Source organism: Aeromonas sp. HMWF017 (assembly GCF_003061465.1).
In the GTDB taxonomy this organism is placed as follows: Bacteria; Pseudomonadota; Gammaproteobacteria; order Enterobacterales; family Aeromonadaceae; genus Aeromonas; species Aeromonas veronii.
On record NZ_QAJD01000095.1, the window covers coordinates 17,814 to 36,683 of the forward strand.

The window sequence follows — 18,870 nt, forward strand, 5'->3', positions numbered from 1 at the left end:
CTTCAATTGAAAAAAATGTGATGCAGGCTGCATCCTCGCCCTCGCTTGGGCTACCATGGTGCCAGTTCTTAATCCAGGCCAATGATACTTATGAAAGCAAGTGTTGAATACCTTTGCGATGTACTGATCATTGGCAGCGGTGCCGCTGGTTTGTCCCTCGCGTTGCGATTGGCAGACCACGCCAAAGTCCTGGTTCTGAGCAAGGGGCCCATCAGTGAAGGGGCCACTTTCTATGCGCAAGGAGGCATCGCTGCCGTTTTCGACGAAACCGACAGCATCGAATCCCACGTGAGCGACACGCTCAACGCGGGCGCCGGGTTGTGTGACCCGGCAGTGGTGGAGTTCACCGCTCGCCACGCCCGCGAGTCCATCCAGTGGCTCATTCAGCAAGGGGTCCCCTTCGATCAGGAGGAGAACGCCGACGGCGAGTCCCAATACCACCTCACCCGCGAAGGAGGCCACAGCCATCGCCGCATCTTCCACGCGGCGGATGCCACCGGCAAGGCGGTGCAGCTGACCCTGATCGATCAGGTGCGCGCTCACCCCAATATCCAGCTGATGGAGCGCTTCAACGCGGTCGACCTCATCACCACCCGCAAGCTCAACCTGCCGGGCAACAAGGTACTGGGCGCCTACGTCTGGAACCGTAACGCCGAGCAGGTCGAGGTGATCCGTGCCCGTTTCGTGGCGCTGGCCACCGGTGGGGCCTCCAAGGTCTACCAGTACACCTCCAACCCGGATGTGAGCTCTGGCGATGGCATCGCCATGGCATGGAGGGCCGGCTGCCGGGTGGCGAACCTGGAGTTCAACCAGTTCCACCCCACCAGCCTGTTCCACCCGGACGACCCCAACTTCCTGCTGACCGAAGCGCTGCGTGGCGAGGGGGCCTATCTGCGCCGCCCGGACGGCAGCCGCTTTATGCCGGAGTTTGACGAGCGGGCCGAGCTGGCGCCGCGCGACATCGTCGCCCGCGCCATCGACCACGAGATGAAGCGGCTCGGGGCGGACTGCATGTATCTGGATATCAGCCACAAACCGGCCGATTTCATCATCAAGCACTTCCCGACCATTTATGAGCGTTGCCTCGCGGTTGGCATCGACATCACCAAGGAGCCGATGCCCATCGTGCCGGCCGCCCACTACACCTGTGGCGGCGTGATGATCGACAACAACGGCCAGACCGATATCCCCGGCCTCTATGCCATCGGCGAAGTGACCTACACCGGTCTGCACGGCGCCAACCGCATGGCCTCCAACTCCTTGCTGGAATGCGTGGTCTATGCCCATCAGGCAGGGGCCGATATTCTGGCCAAGCTGCCGATGAGCGTGGAGCCGCCGCGCCTGCCGGTATGGGACGAGAGCAAAGTGGAAGATTCCGACGAACTGGTGGTGATCCAGCACAACTGGCATGAGCTGAGGCTGATGATGTGGGACTACGTGGGGATAGTGCGTACCAACAAACGCCTGGCCCGCGCCAAGCGCCGCATCGACCTGCTCAAGCAGGAGGTGCAGGAGTACTACGCCAACTTCCGCGTCTCCAACAACCTGCTGGAGCTGCGCAACCTGCTGCAGGTGGCCGAGCTTATCGTCAACTGCGCCCTGCAGCGCAAGGAGTCCCGCGGCCTGCACTACAACCTGGATCATCCGGATATGCTGCCGGACTCCAAGCCAACCGTACTGACCCCGGAGCGGGATTAATCCCCTTCCCGCCAAGCGTTGCAGCAATCAGTGACCCCGCCCCGGCGGGGTCACTTGTTTTCAACCGCTTTTCAGCCACAAAAAGAGTGTCGCCAGCCACATGGCAGCAGCTTATCGCGATAAATCAGCGCATGGTCATCACGGAAAGCAGGCGTCAGCGCCGGGACGGCAGAAAGTGGATGGCTCGCGCCAGCAGGCGGTAATGTTCGGGGGGAAGGGCATCGGAGAAGAGCCACAGTTGCCGTGGCGACACGGCTCCACTCTCTTGCGGATCGGGACAAAGCGCTAGCCTGAGCACACCGGGCAGAATGCGGCTTTTCTTGTCGAGCTGATAGCGACGACCTTGCCACTGTAGCCACTGGCCATCCCAGACAAGCTCGAACGGGGGCTCGGCAAGCGCCCGCCAGCTCAGCCAGAGCACCACCAGCCAGACGGGCAGCAACAGCGCCCACTGCCAACCGGCAATCAGGCCAGCCACCGGCCAGAGCAGCAACAGAAAGAGGGCCACCAGCAAATATTGCTGATGGCGGGAGGGGTGAACTGTCATGATCACCCGCTCCACGGTATTACCCCTGGCGGTCGTGGCGCGCCTGATTGCGCTCCAGGATCATCGGGATCATGGCGGCAAATGCGGGATCGGCAGGGACACCATGACCCATGCACCATTTGAACAGATCCGGATCGTCGCTCGCCAGCAGGCGGATAAAGGTCTGCTGATCGGCTTCACTCAGGGCGTCGAACTCGTGTTCGAAAAAGGGCATAAAGATCACATCCAGCTCGAGCATACCGCGACGGCAGGCCCACTTCAGGCGGGATTTTTCAACTGGGCTCAACATGGCACTCTCCTTACAAAGACCGGGGGATGGTACCAGCTGGATTTTCCGGCTGACAAACATTAGTTACGTCTTTACCATGCAGCTCACATACTTTCTCTCTGGAATACCATCGTGAGCCTGCAACCACCTGTTTTTCCTGCCGAGCCGACCCGCTTCCCCCTGACCAAGCTGGCCATCACCCGTATCAGCGGCCAGGATCGCGTCAAATATCTGCAAGGTCAGGTCACCTGTGATGTCAACGCCCTGCAACCGGGGCAACAGACCCCGGGTGGCCACTGTGATCCCAAGGGCAAGCTGTGGAGCAATTTCCGCCTGCTCTGTCTCGACGACAGCCTGCTGCTGCTGACCAGCCCCTCTGTACTGGAGCGTCAGTTGCCGGAGCTGAAGAAATTTGCCGTCTTCTCCAAGGTCGAGATCGCCGCCGATGAACGCCACGCCACCGGGATCGCCGGTGCGGGCAGCGATGAGTGGATCGCCGCGCAATTTGGCCTTCTGCAGAGCGGTCTTATCGACGGCGGCATGGCGGTGAAGATTGAGCAGGATCGCTGGCTGCTGGTAAGCAATCAGCAAGCCGACGCCCTGCCGCAAGGTGACGAGTCACTCTGGTGGGGGCTCGAGATCAAGGCGGGCCTGCCACACATGGAAGCGGTGCATCAGGGGGAGTTCATCCCGCAGATGCTCAACCTGCAGGCACTGGACGGCATCAGCTTCAACAAGGGCTGCTACATGGGACAGGAGACGGTGGCCCGCGCCAAGTATCGCGGCGCCAACAACCGCGCCCTGTTCCTGCTGGCGGGGACTAGCGGCGAGCCAGTTGCCAGCGGCGATACCTTGGAGCTGCAACTGGGTGACAACTGGCGTCGCAGCGGCATGGTGCTCAACGCCTGGCAACAGGCCGGGCAGGTGTGGCTCACCGCCGTGCTACCAAAAGATACCGAGGCTGACGCCCAATTCCGCCTCAAGCAGGACGAAGGCTCCCGCCTCACCCTGCAACCCCTGCCTTACGCCCTGACCGAGTAAGGTCGGCTAGCGAGGCACCCGCGCCAGCAGTGCCTCCTTCAGCCAGCGCCCCGCCTGCCCCAGCGGGCGGGCGCGATGCCACTGCAACTCCAGCGCCAGCGCGTGGCTGGCGATAAAGTCCGGCTCCAGCACCACCACTTCGCCGCGAGCCAGCGGCTGATGCAGCAGAAATTCCGGGATGGCGGACCAGCCAAGGCCCCGCTTGACCAGCTCCAGCACCCCGAGATCCCCCTCGACCCACCACACCTGAGCCGAGATGCGAAAACGCTGGCGCTCGCTCCCTTCCCGTCGGCCGGTGACCATCAGCTGACGTGCCCCCTGCAGATCGACCTCCCGCAGCGGCTGCTTGCGGGCCAGCGGATGATCCGGTGACACCACCAGCGGCATGGTCACCTCCCCCAGCGAATGGGCAACAATCTCCCGCTGGGGATGCACTTTCTGATAACTGATCCCGAGCTGAGCCCGGCCGGTCACCAGCATCTCTGTCACATCTTCCATCAGCGGGAAGAGCAGCTCCAGCTCCACGGTCGGGTAACGAGTGGCGAACTCCTCCAGCAGGGTGCCGAGCCAGGGCAGGTGGGAGTCATCATCAATGGCCAGAGTGAGGCGCGTCTCCACCCCGGCCGCCAGCTCCCCGGCAATGGATTGCAATCGTTCACTCTGCGCCAGCAGGATCCCCGCCTCCTGCACCATGCGGGCCCCCGCCTCCGTCAGCTGCGGATAGCGGCCGCTGCGGTCAAACAGGGTGAGCGCCAGATCGATCTCCAGATTGGCGATGGCGCTGCTCACCACCGACTGCGCCTTGCCCAGCTTGCGGGCGGCAGCGGAAAACGAGCCGGTTTCGGCGGCCGCCAGCAAGATCCTCAGTTGTTCCAGTGATGGCGTCATCTTATGGCCCTCCGGCAAGCCCTCTCATCCATCTATTTTAGCGATGGATACCAACATGAATCTATCGCTAAAGTTCTATAGATTAACCTGCAATCCGTGAATGAACCTGATTGAGAGAGTGACTTATGCGTACCCGTAACGATCGCCTGCGCCATGCTATTGGCTTTGAATTCATTGGCCTGCTGATTGCCGCCCCGCTGGCCAGCTGGGTTACCGGGGTCGGGCTCAACCATATGGGCCCGCTGGCACTGTTCTTCTCGGTGCTGGCCACCGTCTGGAACTACATCTACAACATCGGAGTCGACAAGCTGCTGCTGAAATATCAGGGCCATACCCACAAGACCCTGTGGCAACGGGTGCTGCATACCTTCGGCTTTGAGGGCGGTCTGCTGATCGTCGCGCTGCCGGTCATGTCCTGGTGGCTGAGCGTCAGCCTGCTGGAGGCGCTGGTGCTGGATCTGGGCTTCGTCGTCTTCTACCTGATCTATGCCTTCGTCTACAACTGGGGCTATGACAAGGTGTTTCCCATCCCCCGCGAAGTGCCGCACGGCATGCCCCAAGAGGCGCGCTAAGGCACGAATCAGTTGGATTGAAACCGAGAAGTGAAGGTCAACAAGGGAAGGCAACAGAAGAAACGGCACGGCCCCATCATGGCAGACATGATGGGGCCGCAACAGGGATCAGCGCTGGCAGGCCGGCTGATTCAGAGGTAAGGATTCAGGCCTGCCCGTCGCTCAAGCCTGGGCTTTGAGCTCTTCGCCGCTCTCGTCGGCAGCGGCAGCCTCTTCAGGCTGGGCCTGAGCTACCTGCAGCGCTTCCAGCTCGCTCTGATAATCGCTCAGGATCTGCTGGGCAACCGCCATATCTCCCTTGTGTTTGCGCTCGAACAGATGGTGCTGCACCACGCCGTTGAGATACTCCACCGTGATGGGCTGCTCCAGGGTGGCCATCAGCTCCTCTTTCTCCAGCTCGGCATTGATTTCATCGGCGGTGGTGCGCAGCAGCCCGGCCAATTGAACCAACATGCGGCGCTCACCTTCGCGCAGCAGGCTCAACATGCGGTTTCTCTGCTGCTCATTCTGTTGGGTCATACATTTCCTTACGTCAATTGGGAACAAGCCAGCTCATTCTGCCCTGTCCCCATGACAGCGTCTATCTCATGCCCCCCACAAATTTTTGGCGCTGGCTCACAAATGGCTACAGATGCTATTTGAAGCGCCTCTGGGGTATAGTAGCCGCTGATTTTCGGGCGCTTTTTTCACCTTCATCCGCAGACAGGGATGAGACGGCAAGGGCGCCTGCCCGGTTTACCCCAACGAGGTGAAGATCCGCTTTATGACCGACGCCATTGTGGTGCTCTGCACCTGCCCAGATCAAACCAGTGCCGACCTTCTCTGCGAACAGCTGCTGAACCAGCGGCTGGCCGCCTGCATTAATCAACTGCCGGGCATTACCTCCGTCTATCGTTGGCAAGGCAAGGTAGAGCGCGCCACCGAGATCCAGCTCATCATCAAATCCCGCCAGCCACTCTTTGCCGAGCTGCAGGCATGTATTCAAGCCAATCACCCCTATGAGGTGCCCGAGCTGCTGGCCCTGCCGGTAAGTGCCGGACTACCTGCCTATCTCGACTGGCTCAATGGGGAGACCTCATGACGTTCACCCGCTTGCTCTCTCCTTTGTTGCTGCTCTGTGCCCTGCTGATGACAGCGGTGGGCAGCTCCCCAGCCCACGCTAGCGGCGCCGATCTGCTCAGCTCGCTGGGCATTGAAGCCAATGCCAAGCCCAAATTTTTGCAGGTCGATGAGGCCTTTCAGGTCGAGAGCGAACAGCGCGGCGATCAGCTGCTGCTGACCCTCCACATCGCCGACGACTACTACCTCTATCGCCATAGCCTGCGCTTCAAGGGGAACAACCTCACCTTCAGCGAGCCGACCCTGCCGGAAGGCACCGAGCACGAGGATGACTTCTTCGGCAAGACCCGGGTCTACTACCAGCAGGTGAGCATCGCTGTGCCGCTAAAGGAGGTGGGGGAAAATGCCACCCTGCGGGTGCGCTATCAGGGCTGCACCGACGGCCTCTGCTACCCGCCGACCGACAAACTGATCGACGTGGCCCCGCTGGTCACGGCAACCACAGCGTCCACTGCTGATACGGCACAAAGCGTCGCACCGGTTAGCCAGCAAGATCAGCTGGCAGCTGCCCTCGGCCATCAGGGGTTCTGGCTCAGCATCGTCGCCTTCTTCGCACTGGGGCTGGGGCTCGCCTTCACCCCCTGCGTCTTCCCCATGTACCCAATCCTGACCGGCATCATCGCTGGCGCCGGCCATCGCCTCTCCACCGGCCGTGCCTTCCTGCTCTCCATGGTCTATGTGCAGGGGATGGCGGTCACCTACACCCTGCTGGGGCTGTTAGTGGCCTCGGCAGGTCTGAAATTCCAGGCGGCTCTGCAACACCCCTATGTGCTGATCGGCCTCTCGGTGATGTTCGTGCTGCTGGCCCTCTCCATGTTCGGACTCTACACCCTGCAACTGCCGAGCAGTTTGCAGACCCGGCTCTCCGGTCTCTCCAACCGCCAGCAGGGCGGCTCTGTAGTCGGGGTCGCCATCATGGGGATGATCTCCGGGCTGGTCTGCTCCCCCTGCACCACGGCGCCGCTCTCGGGGGCGCTGATCTACGTGGCCCAGAGCGGCGATCTCTGGCTCGGCGGGGCGGCGCTCTATGCGCTGTCACTGGGGATGGGGCTGCCGCTGCTGCTGCTCGGCACCTCGGGTGGCAAGCTACTGCCCAAGGCGGGCGCCTGGATGGATGTGATCAAGCAGCTGTTTGGTTTTGCCCTGCTGGCAGTGCCGATCCTGCTGCTGTCACGGCTATGGAGCGATCAAGTTACTACCCTCGCCTGGCTCGGCTGGGGGCTGCTGCTGTGCGGCTACCTCTATCACCACAACCAGCACCAACCCCACTCGGTGGCCCAAAGCGTGCGGGGCTTCGTACTGTTGCTGGCGATGATCAGCGCCGTGGTAGTGGGCAAGGATCTGCTGCAACCGGCCGGTCCTGCTGCCGCCACGGCGGATGCCAGTCAAACGGCGCCGCAGTTTATCCGCGTCAAGACGCTGGATGATCTCAAGGTGCAGCTGGCCGCCGCCCGCGGCAAGCCGGTGCTGCTCGACCTCTACGCCGACTGGTGCGTCGCCTGCAAGGAGTTCGAGCACAAGACCTTCAGCGATCCCACGGTGAGGGAGCGCTTCGGCCAGATGGTGCTGCTGCAGGCGGATGTTACCGCCAACGACGATGCCGATATCGAGCTCCTCAACAGTCTCAATGTGCTGGGGCTGCCGACCCTGATCTTCTTCGACCGCGAGGGCAAGGAGCTGACAGGGCAGCGGGTCACCGGTTTTATGGGGCCTATCCCCTTTGCCAAACATCTCGAGATGGTAAGTGATGCACACTGAGTTGCGTCGGCTGCAGACAAGCGATGCACCAGCCTTGCAGCGGCTGTTCGAGCAGGCCCCCTCCTATCAGGCGGCGGTGAGCAATGACCCTCTCTCTGCACAGGCAGGAGAAGAGGAACTTGTCGCCTGCCCACCCGGCCTGCCTCTCTCCGACAAACATCTCATCGGCCGCTGGGAGCAGGGAGAGCTCACCGCTGTCATTGATCTGCTGCGCGGCTACCCCAATCCAGACACCGCCTATCTGGGTCTGTTACTGGTGGGGGAACCCTGGCAAGGGAGTGGCCGTGGTCAGTCGCTCTATCTTCACGCCTGCACGCTGGCAAGCTCATGGGGGGCTACCCGGCTTCGCCTGTCAGTGATTGCCAGCAATGAGAGTGCTCTATCCTTCTGGCTGCGCAGAGGGTTCACCGAGTGCTATCGCCGCGAGCTGGCTGGTTATCGGGCCGAGGCCATCGTGCTGGAACGTTCACTGGAACCGTGAGCCGAGGTTTGCCGCCGCGCATTCGCGTGGCACAATCGCCCCTCTCGTTTTGTACTTGTCCGGAGTTTTGATGAAAAAGTGGTTCATCCCCCTGCTAGCCCTCTGGCTTTATGGCTGCAGTGCAGGGCCCGGTGAAGAGGATATCCGCCAGCAGGTCACCGCCAAGCTACTGGCCGAGACAGACGCCAACCTGTTCGAAATCAGCGACTTCACCATCCTCGGCAAGCAGGAGCGGATGGAGGGGGTCTATCTGGTCAAGGTGAGTTACCAGCTCCACTTCAAACAGGGGCTCGATCAGTTACAGGTGTTGCACGACGAGGATCTGGTCTACGACCGGGTTGGCCCCTTCCAGCAGGAGATGGGGCTGATGGAGCTCGAGCGTAAATATGGCGAGTTCGAGGCGGGCCAGGTGCTGCCACAAGAGGCCGAGGTGTGGATGATGAAGGACGAACAGGGGTGGCGACTGGCGGAACCGGCCCAATAAAGGGCTGCCCGCCCCTTACGCACTGCAACTACTGGACTGCTGTTGCCAACCAGCTCAAACCTGGGTATCGACCCGATACCCTTTTCGCTCGGCAGGTTCGCTCGGCAACTTGCTGGCCAACCCTGACAGCACCTCCTTGAGGGTGACCCCGCTCTCTACCGCACCACTGCTCTCCAGCAGCTTGGTCAGCTGGTTCTGCAAGGGGTTGACCGCTTCACGCTCGGCGCCTTGCTCGCTCTCTTTTCCCTGTCCGCCCTGCTGATCCAGCGTCTCCAGCAGGCGCTCCAGATCCCGCTTGAGCGGGTTTTCGCTGCTGTCGGCGATGGCGAGTTTGCGCTGTTCCTGCTCTTGCCGCTGTTGTTGCTGCAATGCCAGCTGTTGCTCCTGCTGCTGTTGCAGGGAGCCCATCATGGTGTTGATGAATGCTTCCAGCGAATCTCTGATTGAGATGCTGCTCCCGCTGCGATCCTCCCCTTTCGACGACAACCCGAGCTCATCCAGCACGGCGCCAAGGTCGCGCACCAGGCTGTCACTGCCCGTTGATGGTGAAGTTACAGCCCGCTCCTGTGCCTGCACAGCGGGAGAACCCTGCCGTTGCGACAGCGGGCTGAGCCCGCCTGACGCGACTACATTTATGTCCATCTTGGCCCTCCTCTCCCCGCCCTCTGGCCATTTTCGGCAAATATTCCGGCAAGCAGACACACCCTCGTCCCCTTGGCAGATAACCGCTCTCACACCTAAAAGATAGCGCCAACCGGAAGGGATTGGCGCAAATGCATCTTTTGGTCTATCAGACGGAACGATAGTGCCAACCCGCTATAAACAAGGGGTTGGCAAAAAGGGCTACGTTCAGCCATCACTGCGCAGGCTGACAATGGGGGTCAGAAGATATCCTTCATCCGGTGCCACAACATTCCCAGTGCCAGCAGCGGGGAGCGCAGCGCCGGGCCGCCGGGGAAGGTGATATGGGGCACGCTGGCAAAGAGATCGAAACCCCGGCTTTCGCCGCGGATCGCCTCGGCTACCAGCTTGCCCGCCATATGGGTAGCGTTGAGGCCGTGACCCGAATAGGCCTGGGCGTAGAGCACGTTGGGGTGTTCCTTCAAGCGGCCAATCTGCGGCAGCCGGTTGGCGCCGATCCCGATCATGCCGCCCCACTGAAACTCGATGGCAGTGCCAGCCAGCTCGGGGAATACCCGCAACAACTTGGGTAGCATGAAGGCCTTGATATCGCGGGGATCCCGGCCGGAGTAGTTGCAGGCGCCGCCAAACAGCAGGCGGCCGTCGGCGGAGAGGCGGTAGTAGTCGAGCGCTACGTTCTGATCGCATACCGCCATGTTTTGCGGCAGCAGGCGCTGGCGCAAGCGGCGATCGAGCACCTCGGTGGCGAGAATGTAGGAACCGGCCGGCAGCACCCGCCCTCCCAGCTCCGGATTGAGGTCATTGAGATAGGCGTTGCAGCCGATCACCAGATAGTCGGCAGTGACCCGGCCGTGGGCGGTGGTCACCTCTACCTGCTTGCCGTACTCGATATGGGTCACCCGGGAATGTTCAAACAGGGAAACCCCGAGGCTGGCAGCGGCACGCGCCTCGCCCAGCGCCAGATTGAGGGGATGGAGATGGCCGGAGCCCATGTCGATGAGGCCGCCGATATAGCGATCCGACCCCACCACGCTATGGATATCTTCCCGCGGCACCAGCTTGAGTTCATGCTCATAGCCGAGGCTCGCCAGATGGTCGAGATCCTCTTCAAAGCCGGTCAGATGGCGCTGACGGGTGGCCAGATCGCAGTAACCCCAGGTGAGATCGCACTCGATATTGAAACGCTCGACCCGCTCGCGTACCAGTTGCACCGCCTCCAACCCCATCAAATCGAGCTCGCGCACTCCTTGCTCGCCAATCCAGCGGGCAAACTGGCTGGTATCGTGGCCGATACCGCGAATAAGCTGACCGCCGTTGCGCCCGGAGGCGCCCCAGCCGATACGGTTGGCCTCCAGCAAGACGACCTTGTAACCGGCATCAGCCAGATTGATGGCGGTATTCAGACCGGTGAAACCGCCGCCAATGATGCAGACGTCAGCCTTGTGCTCCCCCTCCAGCTCGGGCCACAGTTGCGAGTCGTTGCGGGTGGCCGCGTAGTAGGAGGCGACGTGCTCCTGATATCCGTTGTGCTTTCCTGCCTGCATACTCAGCATCCTGCCTTGGTTGCAAATTGTTTAATAAAATAAGCAAAGTTGTTTCGATAATACCCAGTTCCTCCTCCACTCACCAACCGGTGCGGATCACAGAAATGCAAAAGGCGCCCCGAAGGGCGCCTTTTCATGCAATCAAGGTGTTGTAACGAATTACAGTACGTCGATGGCGTTCAGGTCGGAGAATGCTTTCTCCAGACGAGCGATCATGGAAGTCTGACCTTCACGCAACCATACGCGCGGATCGTAGTACTTCTTGTTCGGCTTGTCGGCGCCTTCCGGGTTGCCCAGCTGGCCTTGCAGGTAAGCTTCGTTCTTCTTGTAGAAGTTCAGCAGACCTTCCCAGGTTGCCCACTGGGTGTCGGTGTCGATGTTCATCTTCACTACGCCGTAGGAGATGGACTCGCGGATCTCTTCCAGAGTGGAACCTGAACCACCGTGGAATACGAAGTCCAGAGACTTGGCAGGGATGCCGAACTTCTCGGAAACGTACTTCTGGGAAGCGTCTAGGATGGACGGGGTCAGTTTGACGTTACCCGGCTTGTATACACCGTGTACGTTGCCGAAGGAGGCAGCGATGGTGAAACGCGGGCTGATCTTGGACAGACGCTCGTAAGCGTAAGCAACATCTTCCGGCTGGGTGTACAGAGCGGACTGATCCATGTGGCTGTTGTCGACGCCGTCTTCTTCGCCACCGGTGCAACCCAGTTCCAGCTCCAGAGTCATGTTCATCTTGGCCATGCGGGTCAGGTACTCGCAGCAGATGTCGATGTTCTCTTCCAGAGACTCTTCGGACAGATCCAGCATGTGGGAGGAGAACAGCGGCTTGCCGGTTTCAGCAAAGTGCTTCTCGCCCGCTTCCAGCAGACCGTCGATCCACGGCAGCAGCTTCTTGGCAGCGTGGTCGGTGTGCAGGATTACCGGCACGCCGTAAGCTTCGGCAACAGCGTGAACGTGCTTGGCACCGGAGATGGCACCCAGGATGGCAGCTTTCTGACCTTCCAGCTTCAGACCCTTACCAGCGGTGAACACGGCACCACCGTTGGAGAACTGAACGATAACCGGCGCTTTAACCTTGGCGGCAGCTTCCAGTACGGCGTTCACGGAGTCGGTACCAACGCAGTTTACGGCCGGCAGAGCGAAGCCGTTCTCTTTAGCGATGGCGAACACTTTCTGAACGTCATCACCAGTGATCACGCCGGGTTTTACGAAGTCGAAAATTTTCTTAGACATGTTTAATCGTCCTGTCTCGTATGCCGTTAATAAAAAATGGGGGGTTCATCATGAACCGGCACAGCGGGCACATGATAAACGAAACGGGAGGCTTTTGCCCCCCGTTCCGGGTCAATTAGGCTTTGGCGCGCTGTTCCAGAATCTCAACAGCCGGCAGAACCTTGCCTTCTACGAACTCCAGGAAGGCGCCGCCGCCAGTGGAGATGTAGGAGACTTTGTCAGCGATGCCGAACTTGTCGATGGCAGCCAGGGTGTCACCACCGCCAGCGATGGAGAAGGCCGGAGAAGCAGCGATGGCTTCGGCGATGATCTTGGTGCCTTCAGCGAACTGGTCGAACTCGAACACGCCAACCGGGCCGTTCCACAGGATGGTCTTGGCGTTCATGATGATGTCAGCCAGAGCCTTGGCAGAGTCAGGGCCGATGTCGAAGATCATGTCGCCGTCGGTCACATCGCTTACAGACTTGATGGTCGCCGGAGTGGACTCGGAGAACTCGGCACCAACAACCACGTCGGTGGTCACAGGAATGTTGGTCTCGGCAGCCAGTTTCTTGGCAGTGTCGATCAGGTCGTGCTCGCACAGGGACTTGCCGACGTTGTGACCGGCAGCAGCGATGAAGGTGTTGGCGATGCCACCACCGACAACCAGCTGGTCAGCGATTTTGGAGAGGGATTCCAGAACGGTCAGCTTGGTGGAGACCTTAGAGCCGCCAACGATGGCAACCATCGGGCGCTCGGGCTTCAGCATGGCTTTGCCCAGCGCTTCCAGTTCACCAGCCAGCAGCGGGCCGGCACAAGCTACCGGAGCGAACTGAGCCACACCGTAGGTGGAGCCTTCGGCGCGGTGAGCAGTACCGAACGCATCCATTACAAAGACGTCACACAGGGCGGCGTATTTTTTGGCCAGCTCTTCGGTGTTCTTCTTCTCGCCTTTGTTGAAACGGCAGTTTTCCAGCACAACCAGCTCACCGGCAGCGACTTCTACGCCATCCAGGTAATCCTTGGCCAGGCGAACCGGGCAGGACAGAGCGTCTTTCAGATAGTTGACAACCGGCAGCAGAGAGAACTCTTCGTTGTACTCGCCTTCGGTCGGACGACCCAGGTGGGAGGTGATCATCAGCTTGGCGCCCTTTTCCAGAGCCAGCTTGATGGTCGGCAGGGTAGCGACGATACGTGCATCGGAGGTGACCTTTCCGTCTTTTACCGGCACGTTCAGGTCAGCACGGATCAGAACGCGTTTGCCCGCCAGATCCAGGTCAGTCATCTTGATAACAGACATATTCAGTCCTCTATATTTTCCAGGTAATGTTAAAAACAGTAACCTTTCGCCCAGGGCAGGCTCAGCCTGCAACCATCATGGCCCGGGTGGTATCCAGCATCCGGTTTGCGAAGCCCCATTCGTTATCGCACCACATCAACATCTTGACGAGGTTGGCATCGCTCACTCGGGTCTGGGTACCATCAATGATGCATGAGTGCGCATCATGATTGAAGTCTACGGAGACCAGCGGTTCTTCCGTGTAATCCAGAATACCGTGTAATGTACCTCTGGATGCCCGTTGCAGGGCTTGATTTACGTCACTAACTGTCACTTTTTTACGAACAGTAATACTCAGATCCATCGCTGTTACATTGATGGTCGGCACCCGCACCGCGATCGCCTCGAACTTGCCGGCGAAGTGGGGCAGGATACGCTCCAGCCCCTTTGCCAGCTTGGTATCCACCGGAATGATGGACTGACTGGCAGCGCGGGTTCGGCGCAAGTCACTGTGGTAGGCATCGATGACTTGCTGATCATGCATGGCCGAATGAATTGTCGTAATAGTACCACAATTTATCTCGAATTCTCGATGCAATGTTTCAATCACCGGCACCACGCAGTTGGTGGTACAGGAGGCGTTGGAGACGATCCGCTCGCGCCCTGTCAGCACCTGATGGTTGACCCCGTAGACGATGGTGGCGTCCACATCTGCTTCGGCCGGATGAGAGAAGAGTACCTTGCCCGCCCCCGCCGCCAGATGGAGTTCGGCATCGGCCCGCGAGCCAAATACCCCGGTGCAGTCGAGTACCACATCCACCCCCAGCGCCCGCCACGGCAAGTTCGACGGATCCCGCTCGGCAAACAGGGAGATGAGATCCTCCCCCACCAGCATGCTGTTGCCAGCCAGCTGCACCGGATAGTGAAAACGGCCGTGGCTGGTATCGAAGCGGGTCAGATGCACCATGGCTTCGGGAGCCGCCAGCTCGTTGATGGCGACGATCTTGATGGTCTTGTCGCGCCCGCTCTCGTAGAGGGCTCGCAGTACATTGCGGCCGATCCGTCCGTAACCGTTGATGGCAATCTTGATCATCTGGCAGCCAGTTCCTTACCACTGATTTGCTAGCGCATGGGCTAGAGAAAAGAGCAGCCGACCGGCTGCCCGGGCCCGGCTCACGACAGCAGGGCATCCTTGAATTCACCACGGGCCAGCAGGGCCGCCCCGAATACCCCGGCACTGTCACCAAGGGCTGGAGCAATAATGGGGGCACTGAAACGGGGATTAAAGAGGAAGGGCAAAATAGTCTGCCGCCCCACGCTGTAGAGGCTCTGCACGTTACCGACCCCACCGCCGATGACAATAACATCCGGGTCGAGAATATTGACCACATTGGCCAGCGCCTGACCAAACAGCAGATGCAGCCGATCGATGGTGAGCTTGGCCACATGATCGTGGGCGGTGGCAGCCGCGATTTGAGCCAGTGAGAGGCGACGTTTGGCCTTGGCCTCGTACCACGCCTCCAGCGCCGGGCCGCTGATCAGGGTCTCGACGCAGCCGTGCTTGCCGCAGTAGCACTCGGGGCCATCGGGGGAGAGCACGTTGTGGCCCCACTCGCCGGCGATACCGTGATGACCATTGAGAATACGGCCGTTGATGACAATGCCGGAGCCGACCCCGGTACCCATGATGATGCCGAACACCACTTTCGCATCGGGATGGTGCTGGCGTACCGCGCCAAGATGGGTTTCTGCCAGCGCGAAGCAGTTGGCATCGTTGGCGATCAGCACCGGCACGCCCAGCTTGCGCTCCAGATCCTCCTTGAACGGCTTGCCATTGAGCTCGGTGGTGTTGCAGTTCTTCATCAGGCCGGTCTGCGGATCCCGCGCCCCCGGCGTGCCCATGCCGATGACGATCGGGCGCTGGCCAATCTTCTCGGCGCACTCAGCTACCAGCTTGGCGATCTGGCCGATCATATGCTCATAACCGCCCGCCCGTTCGGTGGGGATGCGGTGGCGCAGCAGCACCTCGTCGCCATCCAGCACCACGCATTCACACTTGGTACCGCCAAGATCGATACCCCAATCCAGTGACTTGCTGCTCATCTTGCCTCCTGCACTGACGCCACGCGCTCGTCGTCGCAGCGCCATTTTTTAATGTAAAACGGGGCCTGACGGCCCCGGATATCAAACAAACTCTTCTTCTCTCGCCCCGGCCTTAGCGGCCGTGGTACTGGGCAGAGAGCTCGTGTACCGCGTTGACGAACACGCCGGCGTGTTCCGGGTTCACATCCTGATGGATGCCGTGGCCGAGGTTGAAGACGTGGCCATTGCCGTGACCGAAACCGGCCAGAATGGAGGCGACCTCTTCACGGATGCGAGCCGGAGTGGCGTAGAGCATGGAGGGATCCATGTTGCCCTGCAGCGCCACCTTGTCGCCGACCCGACGCTTGGCGTCGGCAATGTCGGTGGTCCAGTCCAGACCCAGCGCATCGCAACCGGTGGCGGCGATCTGCTCCAGCCACTGGCCGCCGTTCTTGGTGAACAGGGTGACCGGCACGCGGCGACCGTCGTGCTCGCGGATCAGACCATCGACAATCTTGTGCATGTACTGCAGGGAAAAGTCGCGGTAATCGCGCGGGGTGAGCACGCCGCCCCAGGTGTCGAACACCATGACAGCCTGCGCACCCGCCTTGATCTGGGCGTTGAGGTAGGCAATCACGCTGTCGGCCAGCTTGTCGAGCAGCAGGTGCAGGGTTTGCGGCTCTGCGTACATCATCTGCTTGATCTTGGTGAATGCCTTGGAGCTACCCCCCTCCACCATGTAGGTGGCCAGAGTCCATGGGCTGCCAGAGAAACCGATCAGCGGCACTTCGCCCTTCAGCTCGCGGCGGATGGTGCGCACCGCATTCATCACGTAGCCCAGCTCATCTTCCGGATCCGGAATGGGCAGCGCCTGCACATCGGCCATGGAGGTGATCGGACGCTCGAAGCGCGGGCCTTCACCCTGCTCGAAGTAGAGACCCAGCCCCATGGCATCGGGCACGGTGAGGATGTCGGAGAAGAGGATGGCGGCATCGAGCGGGTAGCGGCGCAGCGGCTGCAGGGTGACTTCACAGGCCAGCTCGGCGTTGCGGCACAGGGACATAAAATCCCCCGCCTGGGCGCGAGTCGCCTTGTATTCCGGCAGATAACGGCCAGCCTGGCGCATCATCCATACCGGGGTCATATCCACGTCCTGACGCATCAGGGCGCGCAGGTATCGATCGTTCTTCAGCTCTTTCATCCCAGTTCCTGAGTTCGTATCACGCATAAAATGGCGGCCATAATACCACTTTGCCCACCGGATCGGACTGCCCAAAACGTGGCAAATGGACTCTCGGTTGCAAAGATGTGAAGGGGCGCAAGCCTGACCGCCCCATTCCCGAAAAGATCGGCGAAAAGATGAACGCCAGTTACCCCTCGCCAGCCAGTGACAACTCGATCAGCCGCCGGGCAATGGTGCCGTGGGGTGGCAAGCGCGGCAGCCGGTCGGCGGCAAAGAAAGCGGCGGCCACCAGTTCGTCATCCTGCACCCGGATCTCGCCGCTCTCGTAGTCGGCGGTGAAGCCCATCATCAGACTGTGGGGGAATGGCCAGGGCTGGCTCGCCACATAGCGCACATTGCGCACCCGGATGCCGCTCTCCTCGAACACCTCCCGCGCCACGCACTGCTCGAGATTCTCCCCCGCCTCCACAAACCCGGCCAGCACGGTATACATGGGATCATCCGCCTGATAGTGACGGCGATGGGCCGCCAGCAGGATCTCCGGCCCCTTGCGCACCGCCACGATAATGCAGGGTGAAATGCGCGGATAGGCCGTGTGGCCGTGGTGGCACACCTGCGCCCACTCCCCCGCCTTCGGGGTCATGGGGGCGCCGCACTCGCCGCAGAAACGGTGGGTGCGGCGGAAAGTGACGAGCTGCCAGGCGCGGCCCGCGAGACGAAAGCCCTCTTCGTCTCCCGCCACCATCAGCTGGCGCAGAGGGCTCATGGCGCTCGTGTCAGCCTCGTCCCCCAGATCCAGCAGATAACAGGGCAGTCCCTGCCACTCGTCGAAACGCTCGAAAGGGGCGTCAGCCAGCTCAGCCGGCAGACACGCTTTACTGCCCTGTGGCACCTGACCTTGCTGATCGAGCAGTACCAGATGATCGCCCCCCAGCACGAACCAGCGGGCTTGTTCGGTTAATGACATCAGATAAACACTCTCGTTAAAACAAAACCCTGGCTACGGCGGGCCCGCCAAGGGACAAACGCCATGCGAATGGCTCCCATCTTACGACCAGCACGGGTCGCTGACGACCCCGCAGTGGCCGATTGTCCCATTCGTAAAAAACGGATGGCGCAAATAAAGAGGCCGCCCGAAGGCGGCCCGCTGTTATCCGGCATCCAGTATCCGGCCTCTATCGACGCGGATCAGGCATCACCCATCGCCAGCAGGGAGGCGTTGCCGCCCACCGCTGTGGTGTTGATGGTGCGGGTCTTCTCGGTAACAAAACGCCCGAGATAGTGAGGGCCGCCCGCCTTGGGGCCGGTGCCGGAGAGCCCCTGGCCGCCGAACGGTTGCACCCCGACCATGGCGCCGATCTGGTTGCGGTTGATGTAGACGTTGCCGACATTGATGCGGCTCGCCAGCTCCTCGGCGTGGGATTCATTGCGGCTGTGGATCCCGAGCGTCAGACCGTAGCCGGTGCCGTTGATATCGCTGATCACCTTGTCCAGATCCCGGGTGGCGTAGCGCACCACGTGCAGGATGGGGCCAAACTGCTCCTTGGCCAGCTCGCGGATGGAGCCGATCTCCAGCGCGGTCGGCTGGACAAAGTGACCTTCCATGGTCGCGGCCGGCATCGGCGCCTGCGCAATCAGGCGAGCGCGGGGCACCATGTAGGCGAGGTGAGCATCGAGACCGGCCTTGGCATCGGCATCGATCACCGGGCCGACATCGGTGTTGTGCTCGGCCGGGTTGCCCACTTTCAGCTCCTGCATGGCGCCGGTGAGGATCTCCAGCACCCGCTCGGCGATCTCCTCCTGCAGATAAAGCACCCGCAGGGCCGAGCAGCGCTGACCGGCGCTCTGGAAGGCGGCGCTCACCACGTCGCGCACCACCTGCTCCGGCAGGGCGGTGGAGTCGACGATCATGGCGTTCTGGCCACCGGTCTCGGCGATAAGCGGCAAAATTGCACCATCGCGCTGGGCCAGAGTCATGTTGATCAGCTTGGCGGTCTCGGTGGAGCCGGTGAAGCAGACGCCGCCGATACGCGAGTCCGCCGTCAACTTGGCACCGACGGTGGCAC

The 18,870-nt window shown here is 61.0% G+C and carries 20 protein-coding genes; 7 read left to right on the top strand and 13 right to left on the bottom strand.

Annotated features, from left to right (window positions below):
- Positions 1-90 precede the first annotated feature (90 nt).
- On the top strand, positions 91-1,698 hold the full coding sequence (nadB, locus tag DBR30_RS09270) for an L-aspartate oxidase (RefSeq protein WP_005335413.1): 1,608 nt from the start codon (positions 91-93) through the stop codon (positions 1,696-1,698).
- 154 nt (positions 1,699-1,852) lie between these two features.
- Here the strand turns inward: nadB and DBR30_RS09275 are convergent, their stop codons facing one another.
- Together DBR30_RS09275 and DBR30_RS09280 are read right to left on the bottom strand one after the other, a co-directional pair.
- On the bottom strand, positions 1,853-2,245 hold the full coding sequence (locus DBR30_RS09275) for a protein YgfX (RefSeq protein ID WP_108542445.1): 393 nt from the start codon (positions 2,243-2,245) through the stop codon (positions 1,853-1,855).
- A gap of 19 nt (positions 2,246-2,264) precedes the next feature.
- Entirely contained in the window at positions 2,265-2,534 is a 270-nt protein-coding gene (locus DBR30_RS09280) for an FAD assembly factor SdhE (RefSeq protein ID WP_047436065.1), read from the bottom strand.
- Positions 2,535-2,645: 111 nt separating this feature from the next.
- Between DBR30_RS09280 and ygfZ the strand changes: the two genes are divergently transcribed.
- Positions 2,646-3,554, top strand: a complete 909-nt coding sequence (gene ygfZ, locus DBR30_RS09285; protein ID WP_181363533.1) for a tRNA-modifying protein YgfZ — start codon at positions 2,646-2,648, stop codon at positions 3,552-3,554.
- 6 nt (positions 3,555-3,560) lie between these two features.
- Here ygfZ and DBR30_RS09290 read toward each other — a convergent pair whose 3' ends face one another.
- The gene (locus DBR30_RS09290; RefSeq protein ID WP_076494938.1) at positions 3,561-4,442 is read right to left on the bottom strand and encodes a LysR family transcriptional regulator; all 882 of its coding nucleotides are present in this window, start codon (positions 4,440-4,442) and stop codon (positions 3,561-3,563) included.
- 125 nt (positions 4,443-4,567) lie between these two features.
- On the opposite strand from DBR30_RS09290, the gene DBR30_RS09295 reads away from it, so the two are divergent.
- Positions 4,568-5,014, top strand: coding sequence for a PACE efflux transporter (locus DBR30_RS09295; protein WP_047436069.1), 447 nt, complete (start codon positions 4,568-4,570; stop codon positions 5,012-5,014).
- 162 nt (positions 5,015-5,176) lie between these two features.
- On the opposite strand, the gene DBR30_RS09300 is transcribed toward DBR30_RS09295, so the two are convergent.
- Positions 5,177-5,533: a hypothetical protein gene (locus DBR30_RS09300; protein ID WP_069556186.1), complete on the bottom strand. Its 357-nt coding sequence runs from the start codon at positions 5,531-5,533 to the stop codon at positions 5,177-5,179.
- A gap of 244 nt (positions 5,534-5,777) precedes the next feature.
- Between DBR30_RS09300 and cutA the strand changes: the two genes are divergently transcribed.
- The 4 genes from cutA to DBR30_RS09320 all read left to right on the top strand — a co-directional run bounded on the left by cutA (position 5,778) and on the right by DBR30_RS09320 (position 8,856).
- Positions 5,778-6,095 carry a divalent-cation tolerance protein CutA gene (gene cutA / locus DBR30_RS09305; protein WP_005335428.1) on the top strand — a complete coding sequence of 106 codons (318 nt, stop codon included), beginning with the start codon at positions 5,778-5,780 and terminating at the stop codon, positions 6,093-6,095.
- Positions 6,092-7,891, top strand: coding sequence for a protein-disulfide reductase DsbD (locus DBR30_RS09310; protein WP_108542429.1), 1,800 nt, complete (start codon positions 6,092-6,094; stop codon positions 7,889-7,891). The genes cutA and DBR30_RS09310 overlap by 4 nt, the downstream gene beginning before the upstream one ends.
- Positions 7,881-8,372 carry a GNAT family N-acetyltransferase gene (locus tag DBR30_RS09315; RefSeq protein WP_108542430.1) on the top strand — a complete coding sequence of 164 codons (492 nt, stop codon included), beginning with the start codon at positions 7,881-7,883 and terminating at the stop codon, positions 8,370-8,372. The genes DBR30_RS09310 and DBR30_RS09315 overlap by 11 nt, the downstream gene beginning before the upstream one ends.
- Positions 8,373-8,442: 70 nt before the next feature.
- Positions 8,443-8,856, top strand: a complete 414-nt coding sequence (locus DBR30_RS09320) for a hypothetical protein (protein ID WP_108542431.1) — start codon at positions 8,443-8,445, stop codon at positions 8,854-8,856.
- A 54-nt stretch (positions 8,857-8,910) separates the two neighbouring features.
- Here the strand turns inward: DBR30_RS09320 and DBR30_RS09325 are convergent, their stop codons facing one another.
- From DBR30_RS09325 to DBR30_RS09365, 9 genes are all read right to left on the bottom strand, one after another.
- On the bottom strand, positions 8,911-9,498 hold the full coding sequence (locus tag DBR30_RS09325) for a hypothetical protein (RefSeq protein ID WP_108542432.1): 588 nt from the start codon (positions 9,496-9,498) through the stop codon (positions 8,911-8,913).
- 239 nt (positions 9,499-9,737) lie between these two features.
- Entirely contained in the window at positions 9,738-11,042 is a 1,305-nt protein-coding gene (locus DBR30_RS09330) for an NAD(P)/FAD-dependent oxidoreductase (RefSeq protein WP_108542433.1), read from the bottom strand.
- Between the two features lie 159 nt (positions 11,043-11,201).
- Positions 11,202-12,281, bottom strand: a complete 1,080-nt coding sequence (gene fbaA, locus DBR30_RS09335; RefSeq protein ID WP_005335434.1) for a class II fructose-bisphosphate aldolase — start codon at positions 12,279-12,281, stop codon at positions 11,202-11,204.
- A gap of 115 nt (positions 12,282-12,396) precedes the next feature.
- Positions 12,397-13,560 carry a phosphoglycerate kinase gene (locus DBR30_RS09340; RefSeq protein ID WP_033112774.1) on the bottom strand — a complete coding sequence of 388 codons (1,164 nt, stop codon included), beginning with the start codon at positions 13,558-13,560 and terminating at the stop codon, positions 12,397-12,399.
- Between the two features lie 61 nt (positions 13,561-13,621).
- Positions 13,622-14,632 (bottom strand): erythrose-4-phosphate dehydrogenase, encoded by a 1,011-nt coding sequence (gene epd / locus DBR30_RS09345; protein WP_042029692.1) that lies wholly within the window; start codon positions 14,630-14,632, stop codon positions 13,622-13,624.
- An 80-nt stretch (positions 14,633-14,712) separates the two neighbouring features.
- Positions 14,713-15,642, bottom strand: a complete 930-nt coding sequence (locus tag DBR30_RS09350) for an ROK family protein (protein WP_108542434.1) — start codon at positions 15,640-15,642, stop codon at positions 14,713-14,715.
- A 112-nt stretch (positions 15,643-15,754) separates the two neighbouring features.
- Complete coding sequence (gene hemE / locus DBR30_RS09355) at positions 15,755-16,822, bottom strand: uroporphyrinogen decarboxylase (RefSeq protein WP_108542435.1); 1,068 nt, start codon at positions 16,820-16,822, stop codon at positions 15,755-15,757.
- A gap of 169 nt (positions 16,823-16,991) precedes the next feature.
- Entirely contained in the window at positions 16,992-17,771 is a 780-nt protein-coding gene (nudC, locus tag DBR30_RS09360; protein ID WP_108542436.1) for an NAD(+) diphosphatase, read from the bottom strand.
- Between the two features lie 221 nt (positions 17,772-17,992).
- Positions 17,993-18,870 (bottom strand): aldehyde dehydrogenase family protein (locus DBR30_RS09365; protein WP_146181372.1); only part of this gene is annotated, 878 nt, incomplete at its 5' end.

What these genes read in the sequence shown, in the direction of transcription:
- DBR30_RS09295 (WP_047436069.1), top strand. Translation starts at nt 4,568, where the DNA reads ATGCGTACCCGTAACGATCGCCTGCGCCATGCTATTGGCTTTGAATTC.
- nudC (WP_108542436.1), bottom strand. Translation starts at nt 17,771, where the DNA reads ATGTCATTAACCGAACAAGCCCGCTGGTTCGTGCTGGGGGGCGATCAT.
- DBR30_RS09300 (WP_069556186.1), bottom strand. Translation starts at nt 5,533, where the DNA reads ATGACCCAACAGAATGAGCAGCAGAGAAACCGCATGTTGAGCCTGCTG.
- cutA (WP_005335428.1), top strand. Translation starts at nt 5,778, where the DNA reads ATGACCGACGCCATTGTGGTGCTCTGCACCTGCCCAGATCAAACCAGT.
- nadB (WP_005335413.1), top strand. Translation starts at nt 91, where the DNA reads ATGAAAGCAAGTGTTGAATACCTTTGCGATGTACTGATCATTGGCAGC.
- DBR30_RS09340 (WP_033112774.1), bottom strand. Translation starts at nt 13,560, where the DNA reads ATGTCTGTTATCAAGATGACTGACCTGGATCTGGCGGGCAAACGCGTT.
- fbaA (WP_005335434.1), bottom strand. Translation starts at nt 12,281, where the DNA reads ATGTCTAAGAAAATTTTCGACTTCGTAAAACCCGGCGTGATCACTGGT.
- DBR30_RS09315 (WP_108542430.1), top strand. Translation starts at nt 7,881, where the DNA reads ATGCACACTGAGTTGCGTCGGCTGCAGACAAGCGATGCACCAGCCTTG.
- hemE (WP_108542435.1), bottom strand. Translation starts at nt 16,822, where the DNA reads ATGAAAGAGCTGAAGAACGATCGATACCTGCGCGCCCTGATGCGTCAG.
- DBR30_RS09280 (WP_047436065.1), bottom strand. Translation starts at nt 2,534, where the DNA reads ATGTTGAGCCCAGTTGAAAAATCCCGCCTGAAGTGGGCCTGCCGTCGC.
- DBR30_RS09350 (WP_108542434.1), bottom strand. Translation starts at nt 15,642, where the DNA reads ATGAGCAGCAAGTCACTGGATTGGGGTATCGATCTTGGCGGTACCAAG.
- DBR30_RS09325 (WP_108542432.1), bottom strand. Translation starts at nt 9,498, where the DNA reads ATGGACATAAATGTAGTCGCGTCAGGCGGGCTCAGCCCGCTGTCGCAA.
- DBR30_RS09330 (WP_108542433.1), bottom strand. Translation starts at nt 11,042, where the DNA reads ATGCAGGCAGGAAAGCACAACGGATATCAGGAGCACGTCGCCTCCTAC.
- DBR30_RS09275 (WP_108542445.1), bottom strand. Translation starts at nt 2,245, where the DNA reads ATGACAGTTCACCCCTCCCGCCATCAGCAATATTTGCTGGTGGCCCTC.
- DBR30_RS09320 (WP_108542431.1), top strand. Translation starts at nt 8,443, where the DNA reads ATGAAAAAGTGGTTCATCCCCCTGCTAGCCCTCTGGCTTTATGGCTGC.
- DBR30_RS09290 (WP_076494938.1), bottom strand. Translation starts at nt 4,442, where the DNA reads ATGACGCCATCACTGGAACAACTGAGGATCTTGCTGGCGGCCGCCGAA.
- DBR30_RS09310 (WP_108542429.1), top strand. Translation starts at nt 6,092, where the DNA reads ATGACGTTCACCCGCTTGCTCTCTCCTTTGTTGCTGCTCTGTGCCCTG.
- epd (WP_042029692.1), bottom strand. Translation starts at nt 14,632, where the DNA reads ATGATCAAGATTGCCATCAACGGTTACGGACGGATCGGCCGCAATGTA.